At 63.4% G+C, this 14,371-nt stretch carries 14 protein-coding genes and 3 pseudogenes; 7 read left to right on the forward strand and 10 right to left on the reverse strand.

Annotated elements, in window-relative coordinates:
* Positions 1-28 precede the first annotated feature (28 nt).
* Positions 29-2,938, reverse strand: a complete 2,910-nt coding sequence (locus tag ATN00_RS01240; RefSeq protein ID WP_006961814.1) for a Tn3 family transposase — start codon at positions 2,936-2,938, stop codon at positions 29-31.
* Positions 2,939-3,069: 131 nt separating this feature from the next.
* Between ATN00_RS01240 and ATN00_RS01245 the strand changes: the two genes are divergently transcribed.
* On the forward strand, positions 3,070-4,068 hold the full coding sequence (locus ATN00_RS01245) for a replication initiator protein A (protein ID WP_156415191.1): 999 nt from the start codon (positions 3,070-3,072) through the stop codon (positions 4,066-4,068).
* A 62-nt stretch (positions 4,069-4,130) separates the two neighbouring features.
* Here the strand turns inward: ATN00_RS01245 and ATN00_RS01250 are convergent, their stop codons facing one another.
* The 3 genes and pseudogenes from ATN00_RS01250 to ATN00_RS24340 form a co-directional block, all read right to left on the reverse strand.
* Positions 4,131-4,448: a ribbon-helix-helix domain-containing protein gene (locus ATN00_RS01250; protein WP_030093241.1), complete on the reverse strand. Its 318-nt coding sequence runs from the start codon at positions 4,446-4,448 to the stop codon at positions 4,131-4,133.
* Positions 4,445-5,098 (reverse strand): ParA family partition ATPase, encoded by a 654-nt coding sequence (gene parA / locus ATN00_RS01255; RefSeq protein ID WP_044663650.1) that lies wholly within the window; start codon positions 5,096-5,098, stop codon positions 4,445-4,447. Before parA ends, ATN00_RS01250 begins: the two co-directional genes overlap by 4 nt.
* A gap of 97 nt (positions 5,099-5,195) precedes the next feature.
* Positions 5,196-5,294: pseudogene (locus ATN00_RS24340) on the reverse strand (transcription elongation protein SprT); the annotation flags it as partial.
* Positions 5,295-5,486: 192 nt separating this feature from the next.
* Here ATN00_RS24340 and ATN00_RS01260 point away from each other — a divergent pair.
* From ATN00_RS01260 to ATN00_RS01270, 3 genes are read left to right on the forward strand one after another with little or no spacing between them, the layout of a single operon-like run.
* Positions 5,487-5,768: a type II toxin-antitoxin system RelB/DinJ family antitoxin gene (locus tag ATN00_RS01260; RefSeq protein WP_017501687.1), complete on the forward strand. Its 282-nt coding sequence runs from the start codon at positions 5,487-5,489 to the stop codon at positions 5,766-5,768.
* The gene (locus ATN00_RS01265) at positions 5,737-6,057 is read left to right on the forward strand and encodes a type II toxin-antitoxin system YafQ family toxin (protein ID WP_062061101.1); all 321 of its coding nucleotides are present in this window, start codon (positions 5,737-5,739) and stop codon (positions 6,055-6,057) included. Before ATN00_RS01260 ends, ATN00_RS01265 begins: the two co-directional genes overlap by 32 nt.
* Positions 6,058-6,059: 2 nt before the next feature.
* Positions 6,060-6,680: a histidine phosphatase family protein gene (locus tag ATN00_RS01270; protein ID WP_062061104.1), complete on the forward strand. Its 621-nt coding sequence runs from the start codon at positions 6,060-6,062 to the stop codon at positions 6,678-6,680.
* Here the strand turns inward: ATN00_RS01270 and ATN00_RS01275 are convergent.
* The 6 genes and pseudogenes from ATN00_RS01275 to dapA form a co-directional block, all read right to left on the reverse strand.
* Positions 6,677-7,183, reverse strand: a pseudogene (locus ATN00_RS01275) (tyrosine-type recombinase/integrase); the annotation flags it as partial. The gene ATN00_RS01270 and the pseudogene ATN00_RS01275 overlap by 4 nt on opposite strands.
* Positions 7,184-7,222: 39 nt before the next feature.
* Positions 7,223-7,987: an IS6-like element IS6100 family transposase gene (locus ATN00_RS01280; protein WP_001389365.1), complete on the reverse strand. Its 765-nt coding sequence runs from the start codon at positions 7,985-7,987 to the stop codon at positions 7,223-7,225.
* Positions 7,988-8,049: 62 nt separating this feature from the next.
* A pseudogene (locus ATN00_RS01285) lies at positions 8,050-8,925 on the reverse strand (hybrid sensor histidine kinase/response regulator); the annotation flags it as partial.
* 49 nt (positions 8,926-8,974) lie between these two features.
* Complete coding sequence (locus ATN00_RS01290) at positions 8,975-9,583, reverse strand: DUF2062 domain-containing protein (RefSeq protein WP_231746352.1); 609 nt, start codon at positions 9,581-9,583, stop codon at positions 8,975-8,977.
* Positions 9,583-10,065 (reverse strand): SsrA-binding protein SmpB, encoded by a 483-nt coding sequence (smpB, locus tag ATN00_RS01295; RefSeq protein ID WP_062061107.1) that lies wholly within the window; start codon positions 10,063-10,065, stop codon positions 9,583-9,585. The genes ATN00_RS01290 and smpB overlap by 1 nt, the downstream gene beginning before the upstream one ends.
* Positions 10,066-10,113: 48 nt before the next feature.
* The gene (dapA, locus tag ATN00_RS01300; RefSeq protein WP_062061110.1) at positions 10,114-10,992 is read right to left on the reverse strand and encodes a 4-hydroxy-tetrahydrodipicolinate synthase; all 879 of its coding nucleotides are present in this window, start codon (positions 10,990-10,992) and stop codon (positions 10,114-10,116) included.
* A gap of 148 nt (positions 10,993-11,140) precedes the next feature.
* Here dapA and ATN00_RS01305 point away from each other — a divergent pair, with 148 nt between their 5' ends.
* The 3 genes from ATN00_RS01305 to yfiR all read left to right on the forward strand — a co-directional run bounded on the left by ATN00_RS01305 (position 11,141) and on the right by yfiR (position 14,370).
* Positions 11,141-13,189 carry a lytic transglycosylase domain-containing protein gene (locus ATN00_RS01305; RefSeq protein WP_156415193.1) on the forward strand — a complete coding sequence of 683 codons (2,049 nt, stop codon included), beginning with the start codon at positions 11,141-11,143 and terminating at the stop codon, positions 13,187-13,189.
* Between the two features lie 20 nt (positions 13,190-13,209).
* Entirely contained in the window at positions 13,210-13,692 is a 483-nt protein-coding gene (gene greB / locus ATN00_RS01310; protein WP_062061115.1) for a transcription elongation factor GreB, read from the forward strand.
* A 135-nt stretch (positions 13,693-13,827) separates the two neighbouring features.
* A complete protein-coding gene (yfiR, locus tag ATN00_RS01315) occupies positions 13,828-14,370 on the forward strand; it encodes a regulatory sequestration protein YfiR (RefSeq protein WP_231746353.1) in 543 nt (180 codons plus the stop codon).
* Position 14,371 lies beyond the last annotated feature (1 nt).

Here is a 14,371-nt window from a genome sequence, read left to right on the forward strand (position 1 = left end):
CCAAATGGTGCGAGCGGAAAGGCCCCGGTCAGGCAGCAAGCCGCCCAAAATCGATCCGGCTATTCAGATCGAGGTCGAAGCGGCCATAAGGATTGACGTGGCTGTAAATCAGCGGTGTGAGGCCGCGATAATCATCCGGCGTCATCCGGCCCGTCCATTTCGGTTCCACCAGCACGCTCTGAAGCATTCGGGTGTTCACATAGACAAGCGACGCTTGCAGCAAATGTAGCGCCAGGACCGAGAGCTGCTGCTCATCGATGCGGTTAGTGGCGATCTCGCCGCCCTTGCCGAAGAAAACGAACCCATTGGCACTGTTCCAGTTTTCAACGACATTCAGGCCTTCATGAATTTCGCGGCGGAAGGACTCCTCGCGCAGATACCGGCACAGGAAGATCGTCTTGACCGCGCGGCCCAGCTCACTCAACGCCTTGTAGGTCGGGTGCATCACCTCGGAGCGGCTAAACCGGCGCAGGATCGCCTCCGGGTCGGCGGTTTTTGTCTGCATCGCGGCTGCATATTTGACCATCTCGTCATATTGCTGCTCGATCTCATCCCAGTTGATCGGACTGGAGAGGATCGGCTGCAAGTGGGGAAGCCGCGTTCGCATGCCGACATCGGGAAGAGCCAGCTTCTGGCGAGCGATCGCTTTCAGGCGGGGTGCAAGCTCAAATCCGAGAAGCCGGCAAAATGCAAAGCCAACCGCGCTTTGGCCATGACTATCAACATATTGTCGCTGGATTTCCATGTCGGTGCAATGGCGCAGCACGCCCTCGATCATGGAGGCGACCTCGGAGGAAGAGCAGCGCTTGAGCTGGGAATAGACGCATGTCGCGCGTCGTTCGACATGCCAGTAGATCATGACGCCCCGTCCACCATAACGCGCATGCCATTCCGTCATCAGGTTGCGATCCCAGGCTCCGAACTTTGTGGAATCTGACGCACAGGCCGTGCCGGCGTCCCCCCAGACTGCAGCATTGCGGATTGCCAGGGTCGCATTCGCAACCCTGGCACACGCCTCCTTGAGCGCCGCGGCATGAACGAAGCGGCGATGGACATGCAGCAGCTCTTCATAGCTGACATCGGGGGTGGCGCCGGCGATCCGCTTGAGCCCGGCATTCGTTCCCAGGCCGTAGAGGCATAGCAGGAGACGTTGATCCAGCGCGGTTTTCGGCAGTGCAACACGCGAGGCCGATGTTTCGAACGCTTCGAGAAGTCCCGTATCAAGGGCAGCCTCCTTCAGTACGTCGAGCAGCCCGGTCATCGGCCAGCGTTGGCCGATCTCGGTCTTGATCGAGGCGAGACCCCTGGGTTCGGGCAAGGGTTTGAACGGGGTGAGAGATATACGGTTCTCGCCGCGCCACAGCAGCCGAACCTTGTCGTTCCGGGGAATATTGGCATTGAGGAGCAACAGTTCCTGAGCAAGCTCTTCCCGGATGGCGCTTGAAAATGCACGCGCATCCGCCGTCAGGTTCAATCCTGTGTAATATGCTTCTCGCCGCGCATCGAAGTCCTTGGGAAGATCGTCATCGGGATTGCGGTATCGGTCCGCCCCGACAACCCAGATTTCCTTAGAACGGATGCGATCGCGCAGTTGCGCGAGGACACAAAGCTCATAACTGATCCGGTTTACGCGCCCCTCTTCATCAATGACGGAACTGCGCCATCTCGCCGGAATGACCTCGTCGACCGGCACTGCGTGCGGCGGCACGTAGCGGCATCCATCATCCACTTTGCTTCTGATCCAGTCCAGGGCCGCCAGCACCGGACGCCACACGGCGTTGTTCGACCGGAACTCCAGTGCCGAAAGCAGGCTTGGCAGCATACGGCGATAATGATTGGCCCATGACCTCCGCATCACCTTGTAGATCCGCCGATCCAAGGCGCCCTTTGCCTGGCTTTCCTTGATGATCGCCGCCAGTTTGTCCTTGCCGGCGATTGGGAAAATGACATCGCAGATGCGCCCGGATGGATCGTCGATCGAAGCGCTGGCAATCTCGACCAGGAGTCGCTCCTTGCCATAGACCCGCTCGATGTCTTTCGCGATATCGCCCACCACCTTGCGTTTCGAGCGCGATCCGATCTTATGGACCGTCTCGATCAGCAGGTCGACCATCGCATCCGTAAGCTGAGCTTCCCGCGCCATCAGATAAACGGCATAGAGCCCGAGCTGGCGCGCCGGTACATGCCGGCGCATCTCCGAGGCTTTCTCGCCGGCAACCCGGCGAACGATCTGATCGACCCATGCCTTGCCCGTGACCGATAGGAAATCTCGGGGAAGAGCAAGCCGTTGGATAAAGGCGAGTTTGGCGGTCACGCCAAGAATGTTTTCGAGCGTCGCCTGACCTGCATCCCCCTTCATCGTGTTGAAGCCGGTCGGGCCATCGGGATCGGCGAGCGAGGCTTCCAGCAAGGCGACCGCATCCGGCGCAAGCCGATCGCGGACTCGGGCCAACAGGGCCTCCAGATAGAGGTGTCGTTGCGAACGGACGAGGCGTTCCAGCTCCTTGCGCGACGGCCCATAGATACGGCGGTCGCGGCACCACAGGAAAACATGCTCGAGCATGGCATTGATCGGCTGCCCGCCCGCACAAAGATCGTCGGAAATCCACCTCGACAACGCCCTGCGATCCGTCTGCGTCATACGGCGGAACCCGAGATGCCGCAAAATCTCCGCGCAATGCCGGCGGGCGGTGCGCCCGGAAAAATCATAGTGGTTCACGGATTTGGCATCGAGACCAAGTTGCTCCGCCAGATACAAGACACCGTCGGAGGGTATCGACGCATGATCCGGCACAAAGAAGCCATGCCCGGCGAAAAATCTAAGCTGAACCGCCAATCCCAGTCGTGCCGTCTCCGCTTTGCCGGTCACGAACGCGATGTCCGAAAAACTCAGGCTCCAGGAGCCGATCAGATCCCCACTCGAAACGCCAAGGCTCATAACGCCGCTCCCTTATCGGAGCGGAACGTCGTTCCTCGCATGGGCGATCGTCAACAACAACCAGCCCGTTCCCGACGTGTTCTCCAAGATGACCAAAATCGCAGCTTCGGGCCGACTGGGCCAACCAGGACTTGTTCATCTGCGACGTGCTGGACGCCATCCCCAAGGATGACATGGCCTCGATGGAGCATCCCGTCTTTTCGCTCTCGACCAAGCCCGACAACCGGACGCGGCGCTACGAGCATAACGGCAACGTCATCGAGATTATCCCCTCGGGCAAGGGGCTGGCGACGATCCACGACAAGGACATATTGATCTACTGCATTTCGCAGCTCGTCGCGAAGATGAACCAGGGCCAGCAGCCGAGCCGCACGGTGCGCCTGCAAGCCTATGACATGCTCGTCGCCACCAACCGGCAAACCAGCGGCGAAGGCTATCGGCTGATGGCCGACGCCCTCGCCCGCCTGCGCGGGACCACGGTGCGGACCAACATTCAAACGGGCGGTATCGAGGAAACGCGGATTTTCGGCCTGATCGAAGAAGCCAAGATCACCCGCAAGACGTTCGACGGGCGAATGCTCGATCTCGAAATCACCTTGTCGGATTGGGTCTATCGCTCGGTTATCAGCAAGAACGTCCTGACGCTCCACCGGGACTATTTCCGGCTCCGCAAGCCGTTCGAGCGGCGCATGTATGAGCTGGCCCGCAAGCATTGCGGCGTGAAGGACGAATGGAAGATCGGCCTAGAGCTGCTACAGAAGAAATGCGGCTCCAACAGCCCGCTCCGGGTGTTCCGCGCCTTGGTCAAGAAGGTCTGCGAGCATGACGCCGATCACGGCCATTTCCCCGACTATGCGGTGACGATGGACGATGACGTGATCCTGTTCCGCAACCGGTCGGGCCTCAAGTCCAAGCCCGATCCGGTCGCCAGCGCCGGCGACGATGCGCCCTATATCGACCCCGAAACCATGCACGACGCCAAGACGGCCGCGCCAGGCTATGACGTGTATGCGCTCTATGACGAATGGGTGTCGTGGTGGCACGACATGGGCAAGCCCGAACTCAAAAGCCCTGCTGGCGCGTTTCTCGGCTTCTGCAAGAAACGGCACGAACGCAAGCCGCTGCGCTGATTCCCGCCCTATGCGGGCAAGCGGCCATGTTCACATGCCCGCATGTTTGCATGTGAGCATGCTCACTTGCCTACGGGGCTTTCCCCCATCTTTCGCAGCCAGTCGTTGAACGCCTCGGCCATCGCATCCTGTAGGCTCATGCCGTGCTTGCGAGCGGTCATGTGCATGGCGAACGACATTTCCGGGCTGAAATAGCCCGTCATGGCCTTCTTGCCCTGACGGCTCGGCGCAACCGGGCTGCTGCTCGATCCGCTGCCGGGGCTTGCGCCTGTGCTGCGGGCGATCGGCGCGGCCGCCCTCCCCTCCGGCTCGGCCGTCGCCGGCGTCGGCGCGGAATCGCGATCCCGCAATGCAAGCAATGATCCTTTCCGGCTGCTCATGCGCTGGCCCTCCGCTTCTTCGATGCTTGCATGTTTACATGCTGGCATGTCCACTTGTAAAGCTGGCGCACCTCGTCGGCCGCCTTGCCGTTCGGCTCGATCTCCATCGCCGTCTTGCCTTCGGCCGCCGCATGGCGAAAGGCGGCACGATCGGCGATATGGTGGGGGCAGGCGTCCAGCCCATAATCCTGCACGAGCTGCGCGGCCTCGTCATACATGCGCGGAGCGGTCGGGCTTCCCGCCGTGAAGATCACGAACGCGGGCTTGCCGCGCATCTTCACAAGGCTGGCGGTCGTCTTGATCGCGGCCAGGTCGAACGCGCTGGGGCGGCAAGGGATCAGCACCAGGTCGGCCGCTTCGACGGCGGCGCTCGCCGCGCTGTCGGCATGGGGCGGGGTGTCGATCACGATGAACGCCGCGCCCTGGCCCGTCGCCTGCTCGATCTTGGCGGCAAGGCGAGGGGGTGCGCTGTCAATCACGACCGGGGGCGCATCCTGTCGCCATGCCGCCCACTGGCTCGCCGTCGCCTGTGGGTCGAGGTCGATCACAAGGGCGGTATGCCCGGAATCCTCGGCGGCTGCGGCCAGATGCAGGGCGAGGGTGGTCTTGCCCGCGCCGCCCTTCTGGCTGATGATCGCGATTGTTGGCATGTGAATATCCTTACATGACCGCATGTTTGCATGTGGTCATACTGGCTCGGTTCGGCTGCGTCAACGAAACCCCGAATTGCGGGGAGGGGAAGGCGGTCTAGCTATCCTCGCCGCCCTCATCCTCGCTGTCATCGTCCAGCGGTTCATGCTGCATCTGTCCGTGATCCTCGATCGGGCAAAGCGGCGCTCCGGCCACCATGAAGCGAGATCCGCTTGCGATCTCGCCCCCGCCATGTGGGTCGTCACCTTGGGCCAAGACTGCTTGCGGGCTTGGGGAGCGAAGCGAGTAGGGCCACGGTGCCGCGCCAGCGGCAGGCGCATGTCCCCTGCCTGGATTGAAATTGTTGCTCAACTGAGCTACATTATCGGCTTGACCAAGGAGGTTCCAATGGCCGCTACCGCTTTCGTGCGCGCGCGCATCGACGAAACATTGAAGGATGAAGCCGCCGCCGTGCTGGCCGAGCTGGGGCTGACCGTCTCGGATGTGGTCCGCATGACCCTTACGCGGGTCGCCAAGGACCATGCGCTGCCGTTCGAGCTGAAGGTGCCGAACGCCGAAACGCGCGCCGCGATCGAGGCGTCCCGCGCGACGATGAAGGCCCGCCGCGCCCGTTTCACCGATGCCCAGGAAATGTTCGATGCCCTCGACCAAGAAGCCCGCCAGCAGTAAGCGGGCTTCGTTCCCAAGAGAGGCGTCCTACGAAAAAAGGTTTGTCAAGGATTGGGAGCGGCTGTCGCGCAGCGGGCGCTACAACATGAAACAGCTCAAGGAAGCGATGATGATGCTCATCGCCAACAATGCGCCATTAGGCCCGGAATGGCTGGATCATCCGCTGAAAGGCGATTGGAGCGATCATCGCGAGTGCCATATCGGCGGCGATTTCCTGCTGATCTATACGATTGAGGGGAATCTGGTGAACTTCGTGCGCGCCGGCACTCATGCGGAACTGTTTGAATAGCCATGCGCGTGATCTTCATCCGCCACGGCCAAAGCACCGGCAACGCCGGCGTGCCCTGCGATGATCTCGGCGCGATCGAGCTGACGGAGCTGGGCCAGGAACAGGCGCGCGAAGTCGCGGCGAGCTGGACGCAAGCGCCCGCGCTCATCGTCACATCGCCCTATACGCGCACGCAACAGACGGCCGCGCCGACGATCGCGCGCTTTCCCGGCGTGCCGGTGGAAGTGTGGCCGATCGAAGAGTTCACCTATCTGCAACCGGCGCGCTGGAACGGCACGCGCAGCGCGGAGCGGATGCCGCACCTCGAACGCTATTGGAGCGTGGCGGACCCGGACTATTGCGACGGGGAAGGGGCGGAAAGTTTCGGCACTCTGCTACGGCGCTGCGAGGCGGCGCTAACGCGCCTCGCCGCCATGCCTACGGGATCGCTGGTCTATGTGTTCGGGCATGGGCAGTTCATCCAGGCCGCGCGCGCGATCGTCGCCGACGCTCATCTGGATGATCGGGGCAAGATGCTCGGATTCTGGCGCAAGGGCGAGCCGCCCGCTATCAGCAACGCGCAGCAGGTAGGGTTTCATTGGCAGGGCGATCGTTGGGCCTGTGCGCCGGCGATTGCCGCCTAGATCAACACCCGCTCCACCTCGTCCAGCGTCACGTCATCGGGCCGCCGATCGTAGAGCTGCGTCGTGCGCGTCGAGCTATGGTTCGCCATCGTCGCGGCCGTCTCCAGGGTGCCGCCGTTTTTCAGATAGGCGGTGATCCCGGTCGCGCGGAACGAATGGTTGCCGATCGCGGTCGCGATCCCGGCCGCCGCCGCGCGCCGGCGCACCATCGCGAACGCGCTTTGCTGGGGCAGGGGGGTAGCGGTCAGCCGCTTGGTCTTGCGGCCGATCGTGCGGAACAGCGGCCCCTTGCGATGCTCGCGCAGCTCGCACCCCTCGATATAGGCCAACAGATATTCCTCTAGATTGTGGTGACAGGGCATTTCGTGGCGCTTACCGCCCTTTTCGTGCAGCCGCACCCATAGGCGGCGGTTCTGCACGAAAGCATCGTCAACGGTCATGGCGACGGCCGCCCCGATCCGCGCGAACGTATAGACCATGAGGCCGATGGCTCTGTTGCAAAGATTGGCGGCAGTCAGAGGTAGGCTGTCGCTCTGCGCCGATCAGGCGGCTGCTGCGAAATGGTGGTTGAGCATGCCCATGGCCTCCGTCAGCGCCGAGGGCCCAATGCCAAAAGCTCTCTCCACAAGGCGCACCTCGCCCCTGATGCCGGGCTGCAGGCACCAGGGGCGAGCCTGTCCTTTGCGCAGGGCTCGCATGACTTCGAATCCCTTGATCGTGGCATAGGCCGTGGGGATCGATTTGAAACCGCGCACCGGCTTGATCAGTATCTTGAGCTTTCCGTGATCGGCCTCGATCACGTTATTGAGATACTTCACCTGCCGGTGGGCCGTCTCCCGGTCCAGCTTTCCTTCGCGCTTCAATTCGGTGATCGCTGCACCATAGCTCGGCGCTTTGTCGGTATTGAGCGTGGCAGGCTTTTCCCAGTGCTTCAGGCCTCGCAGGGCCTTGCCCAGGAACCGCTTCGCTGCCTTGGCGCTGCGGGTCGGCGACAGGTAGAAATCGATCGTGTCGCCCCGCTTGTCGACTGCCCGGTACAGGTAGGTCCACTTGCCCCGCACCTTGACGTAGGTTTCATCCAGGCGCCAGCTCGGATCAAAGCCACGCCGCCAGAACCAGCGCAGCCGCTTCTCCATCTCCGGGGCGTAGCACTGGACCCAGCGATAGATCGTCGTATGGTCGACCGAAATGCCGCGTTCCGCCAGCATTTCCTCAAGGTCGCGATAGCTGATCGGATAGCGACAATACCAGCGCACCGCCCACAGGATCACATCACCCTGGAAATGGCGCCACTTGAAATCCGTCATCGTTCCGTCCGTCCAATCTCCGCCAAGCATGCTCAAGCTTCACGATTTTTGCAACAGAGCCGGAGGAGGAGCATGGGGCCATCCTGTCCGCTGCCCTGCCCTCCGCCCGTCTGGGTCGCGCGGCGCAGCGGCACCTGAAGCAAGCGCAGGGGCAGGCCGCCGGTCTGTTCGCGGGCAAGGAAAAGGCGCCCCTTGTCGTCCACCCGCATATGGGATGCGAAATCGCGACCATTGGCATTGGCGTCGATCCGACCGACGGCGCGCAGCAGGAAAGCGCCATTGGCGGCGCGGATGCGCCCTTCCCCGCCGATCAGCACGGCCATGACGCCCGCTTCGCCAAGCTGCCGCCCCGCTTCCCCCGTCAACAGACGATGCACGTCGTCCAGCGCGCTCGGCTGCCGGACCGGCGTGAAGCGCCAGAGCAGATAATCCTCCGCGCGGCCGGTGCGGCAGATTTCGACATCCAGCCGCAGCGCGCCATGCGCCATGCCGCGCACCGCCGCTTCGCCATCCTTCCATGCCTTTCGCGCGGCATCGGCGAGCTTTTCGGTCGCGGTGGCATCGGTGATGAGGGCAGGCGGCGTCGGATAACCGGCAAACCATTCCCCGAAGAGGTCGCTGGCGCAGACCAGCCGCCCGGTCCGGTCCGTCACGGCAATCGCCATATTCGAGGCATCGGCCGCGGCGCGCGCCACCGTCCAGTCCGGTATCGCCTCGCTATCGGCGGCGGCAGGGGGATAGAGATGGCGGAACCAGGACAGCAGCGCCGCGATCACCAGAACGGCAGCGCCAAAACCGGCCCCCAGCGCCCAGTCGCCCGCCGCATAGAGGACAAGGCCAGCGGAGATCAGCGCGGCGACGATCAGCAGCGGCAAGGCAAGGCGCGAGGGTGGCCGTGCCAACCACGCATCATCCCTACTTTTCAACCGCGTGGCCATGCCCGCGTTCCCCCTGCACCCGCCCTGGACCCGCGCCCTGCCTTAGCAATCAGACAGGCGCGATTTCCTCCAATGCGCTGCTTTCAGGCCGCTTGCCAATCCTCAATTTGCGCGCATGCCATTTCCGTCCCATCCGGTGGCGCCAGAACCAGTCGGCGAGGAAATAGCCGATGGCCGCGGCGGCAAAGGAAATCAGCGCCAGACCAAATAGCAGGGCGGGCGCGGCTTCCGAAAAGAGCCAGGCGCACCATTGCCCGATCGTCGCATGGTCATTGACGAGCGCCATGAAACCCGACGCATCGGCGGTCCGGCCCAGCATCCAGTTGCCGATATAGACCGAAGCCCAGAGGATGAACGGCGTCGTTGCGGGATTGGAGAGGAAAGTCATCGCAGCAGCGACGGGGATATTCGCGCGGAAAGGCAGCGCCAGCAGCGCCGCGCCCGCGATCTGCACGCCGGGGATCAGCAGGAAAATGCCGACCAGCAGCCCCAGCGCCACGCCGCGCGGCACCGAGCGGCGGGTGAAGCGCCACAGCGAGGGTTCCAGCACCCGATGCGCGACCGGAGCAAGGAAGCGGTTATTCTCCAGCGATTCGCGGGTCGGGGCATTGGCATGCCACCAGCGGGTGAAGCGCCCCATGCTCGCTTTAGGCCCCATCAGCCGTGCGCCTTCATGATGCGCTGCTGATCGCGCTTCCAGTCGCGTTCCTTGATCGTCTCACGCTTGTCATGGGTTTTCTTGCCGCGCGCCAAGGCCAGTTCCACCTTCGCCTTGCCCCGGCTGTTGAAATAGATGGACAGCGGCACCAGCGTCATCCCCTTGCGCTCGACCGCTCCGTGCATCCGGGCGATCTCCCGTTCGTGCAGCAGCAGCTTGCGGGGGCGCTTGGGTTCGTGATTATAGCGATTGCCGTGGCTGAATTCGGGGATGTTGCTGTTGACCAGCCACACCTGCTCGCCCTTCACCTCGGCATAGCTTTCGGCGATATGGCCCTCGCCAAAGCGCAGCGACTTCACCTCCGTGCCCTGAAGCGCGATCCCGGCCTCGAACACGTCGTCGATGAAATATTCGAAGCGCGCGCGCCGGTTTTCCGCGACGATCTTCTTCTTGTCGAATGTTTCAGGACGGGGACGGGCCATAATTTCCAGAACTAACCAAGAGGGTCCACATATGGGGTCGCAGGCCCATTAAACCAGACCGGCGATCTCCAGCGCCCGGTCGACGGCTGCACGGCTCGATTCCGACGGCCAGGTGATCGGCAGGCGGACGTCGCCGGGCATGTCGGGCCGGACACGCGTGAGCGCATATTTGACAGGCCCAGGTGAAGAATCGCTGAACAGCGCGTCGTGCAGCGGATAAAGCCGGTCATGCAGCGCCAGCGCGCCGGTCCAGTCCGCGCGCGCGCAGGCCGCCTGAAATTCAGCGCACAGGCGCGGCGCGACGTTCGCGGTGACGGAGATGCATCCCCGTCCACCCGATGCATTGAAGGCAAGCGCAGTTTCGTCATTACCCGATAGCTGGCAGAAGTCCGGCCCGCAGGCGAGGCGCTGCGCGGTGACACGCCCCAGATTCCCGGTAGCGTCCTTGATCCCCACTATGGTGCGATAATCCTGCGCCAGCCGGTGGATCACCGGCACGCCGATATCGGTGATGGTACGACCGGGCACATTGTAAAGCACGATCGGCAGGTCGCAGCGTTCCGCCAGATACGCGAAATGGCGATAGACGCCTTCCTGATTCGGCTTGTTGTAATATGGGGCGACGACCAGCGCGGCGTCGGCGCCCGCCGCCTGAGCGGCGAACATATGTTCAAGGGCGATGCGCGTGTCGTTCGATCCGCAGCCCGCGATCACCGGCACCCGGCCCGCCACCTGATCGACGCAGATCGCGATCACGCGATTATGTTCCGCCACCGTCATGGTCGAGCTTTCCCCGGTGGTGCCGCAGGGGACAAGACCGCCGCTGCCCTCCGCGATCTGCCAATCGACGAGGGCGCGGAAGGCCGTCTCGTCAATCGCCCCGTCGCGAAAGGGCGTCACAAGAGCCGGTATGGACCCGGAAAACATGTTTTTACTCCTTCAATTCTCCGGGCTTCCGGGGCATTGTTTGCTTGAACCGCGCGCTATAGCGCGTCATTCAGGGCCTGATAAGGATGCAATTGCGATTATGTCCATAATGCGTTCGCCCCTTTGCCCAGATGGTTTAATGGTTCCTATGCCTTTGATTGCCCTTTTGCTCGTCACCGCCAGCGCCAGCGCGCAGGTGGATGCCCCGGCTTCGTCCAATCCCAACTTTCCGCCCAGCGCGGTCGTTCAGCCCATTCCGGGCCAGGGCAGCACGACCAGCAGCGCAAGCCAGTGGAATCAGGTCAGCAGCCGGGTGGGCGTTTCGTCCGATTCCTCGGTCAATGGCGCCATCAGCCAGTGGCGCGCCCTGCAGCAGAGCGACGGCCTGGGCTTTTCCACCTATGCCAGCTTCATCATGGCCAATCCCGGCTGGCCGGGGGAGGACCGGATGCGGCGGCTGGCGGAAACCGGGATCAATCCCGACAGCTATGATCCCCGGCAGGTAACGGCCTTCTTCGCCCGCTTTCCGGCGCGCACGGCGGTCGGCCACGCGCGCAACGCGCTGGCGCTGATGCAGCTTGGCCGTATGGACGAAGCGCGGGCGGCCGCGCATAACGCATGGACCGGCGGATCGCTGGCGCCGACGGACGAAATGCGGCTCCTGTCGCTGTTCGGGTCGAGCTTCACCGCCGCCGATCACGACCAGCGCGCAGACGTCCTGCTGTGGGGCAATGACGTGATGGGCGCGACGCGGATGCTGGCCTATGTCTCGCCCGCCCGCCGTCCGGTCTATGCGGCGCGGATCGCCTTCCGCCAGAAAGCGCCCGACGCGGCGATGAAGATGCAGGCGGCCGAAGCGCTGGGCGCGACCGATGCGGGCTTCGTCGCGGACAAGGCGATGTGGCTGCGCGACACCGGCAACTGGGTCGCGGCGCGGCAATATCTGGCCAATCGCGCCACCCTGTCCTTCCGGCCCGGCAATGCCGAGAAATTTTACGAGGTGCTGCTGAACCAGGCCCGCGCTTCAGCGAATGACAGCCAGTGGAGCTTCGCATGGGGCATCGCCAGCAAGATCGACGACGCCTATGCGCCGGGCACGGACGTCAGCGGCCGTCCGATCGGCGAGCGGGACGATTATACCAGCCTTGCCTGGCTGGCGGGGACCACGGCTTTCTATAACCTCAACCGGCCCACCGATGCGGTGGGCATGTTCCGCCGCTACGCCACCGCCGCCAAATCGCCGCAGACCCAGTCCAAGGGCTATTATTGGGCCGGGCGGGCCGCGCTGGCAGCGGGAGACACGGCAGCGGCCAACAGCTATTTCCAGCAGGCAGCAGTCTTCCCCGACCAGTTTTACGGGCAGCTTTCGCTGGAGCGGCTGAGCCGTCCTATCCCGGCGCCTGCCGCCTATGAAAGGCCGGTGGAGATCTCCGCCGCCGACCGGGCCGCGTTCAACAACCGTTCGGTCGTGCGCGCCGTGCGGGCGCTGGGCGCGATGGGCTATTGGGAGGATCAGAGCAAATTCGCCCGCGCCATCGCCAATAATGCCGATAGCGACAGCGATCATTATCTGGCTGCCGAACTCGCCAAGAGCATCGGCCGCCCGGACATGGGCGTGATGGTGGGGCGCCGCGCGGTATCCAGCGGCCTGACCGGCTATGGCGAGAGCGCTTTCCCCCGCGTGCCGGTGCCGCCATCGGCCCAGTCCAACTGGACCATGGTGCACGCCATAGCGCGGCAGGAAAGCCAGTTCGACCGCGCCGCCATCAGCCATGCCGGAGCGCGCGGGCTGATGCAGCTCATGCCCGGCACCGCGCGGGAGCAGGCGGGAAAGCTGGGGATGGGTTACAATCCCGGATCGCTGACCACCGACACCAGCTATAACATCATGCTGGGCTCTTCTTATTTCGAGCGGATGATGAGCTATTATGGCGGCAGCTATCCGCTGGCGGTGGCGGCTTACAATGCCGGGCCGGGCAATGTGAACAAATGGCTGGCGGCCAATGGCGATCCGCGTCTGCCGGGCGGCGATTGGCTGCGCTGGATCGAGAATATCCCGATCTACGAGACGAAGAATTACGTCCAGCGGGTGCTGGAAAATGCCGTCGTCTATGAAGCGATGAACCCGGAACGGGCGCGCTTCCGGGGAAGTCCGGCGGTGCTGAGCCGCTATCTGGGGAAGCAGACACCGGGCTGAAGCTGCGGTAAGAGGCGGGCATGACCGCGCATCCCAACTACATCTCGCCCGAAGGCTTTGCCAAGCTGCGGGCGGAATATGACCATTTGCTGGGCGTCGAGCGGCCGCAGGTGGTGGAAGTGGTCAGCTGGGCCGCGGGCAATGGCGACCGCAGCGAAAATGGCGACTATCTTTATGGCCGCAAGCGGATGCGGGAAATCGACGGGCAGCTTCGCCGCCTGTCGCGGAAGATGAAGGATGCCAAGGTCGTCGACCCCAAGACGCAACCGGACAAGGGCCGCGTCTATTTCGGCGCGACCGTCACCATCGCGGACGAGGATGACAAGCGCCGCACCGTCACCATCGTCGGCAATGACGAAGCGGATGCGAGCGCGGGACGAATCGGCTGGGGCACGCCTATCGCGCGGGCGCTGCGCGGGGCGGCGGTGGGCGACCTGCGCCGGGTGATGCTGCCCGCCGGTGAGAAGGAATATGAGGTGATGGCGATTGCCTATCCCGAATAGGAGGCGCGACGCCTGCGATCGCCTGCCCGGGCAGATAGCCGCGTTTCCTGACTTATCCTGTATCAAGCATTTATGCTGTATTTTTCATGCAGGGCAACTATGAGGACGCCCGCGGACAGCCGAGGGTAAACAGCTTTGCGTCATCTGTCGTTCTTCTGCCTGTTGCTGATGCCGTCAGCCGCCGTCTCGGCGGTTTCGGCATTCCAGCCCGTGGCGATGCCGGTCGGCAGTGGAACGGACTCCATGACTTCGGGCGCGGCGCGCGTGGTCAGCGCCATATTGGAATATACGCGCTGGCCGACCGAACACCCCGTCATCCGATTGTGCGTCGCAGGCGCCCCCCGCCATGCCGGCCGGCTGAACGAGGTCCACCTGCCCAATGAAGCGAAAATCGACCTGTCCACCCTGTCCGGTCCGGCCGATCCGGCGCGAAATCTCTGCGACGCGCTCTATATCGGGCAACTCGCTCCCGTTCCGCTGGGCCGCCTGATCGGCGACATGCGCGGCAAGCCCGTCGTGACCATCGCTGAGGACGATCCCGATTGCCGGAGCGGTGCGATGTTCTGCCTGATCTTCGCGCCGCAAACCCTTTCCTTCCGGCTCAACATCGATGCGGTTTCGCGTTCCGCGGTGCGGATCGACCCGCGCGTGCTACGCATGTCGAAAGGGAGATATTGAG

It is taken from the genome of Sphingobium baderi (assembly GCF_001456115.1).
In the GTDB taxonomy this organism is placed as follows: domain Bacteria; phylum Pseudomonadota; class Alphaproteobacteria; order Sphingomonadales; family Sphingomonadaceae; genus Sphingobium; species Sphingobium baderi_A.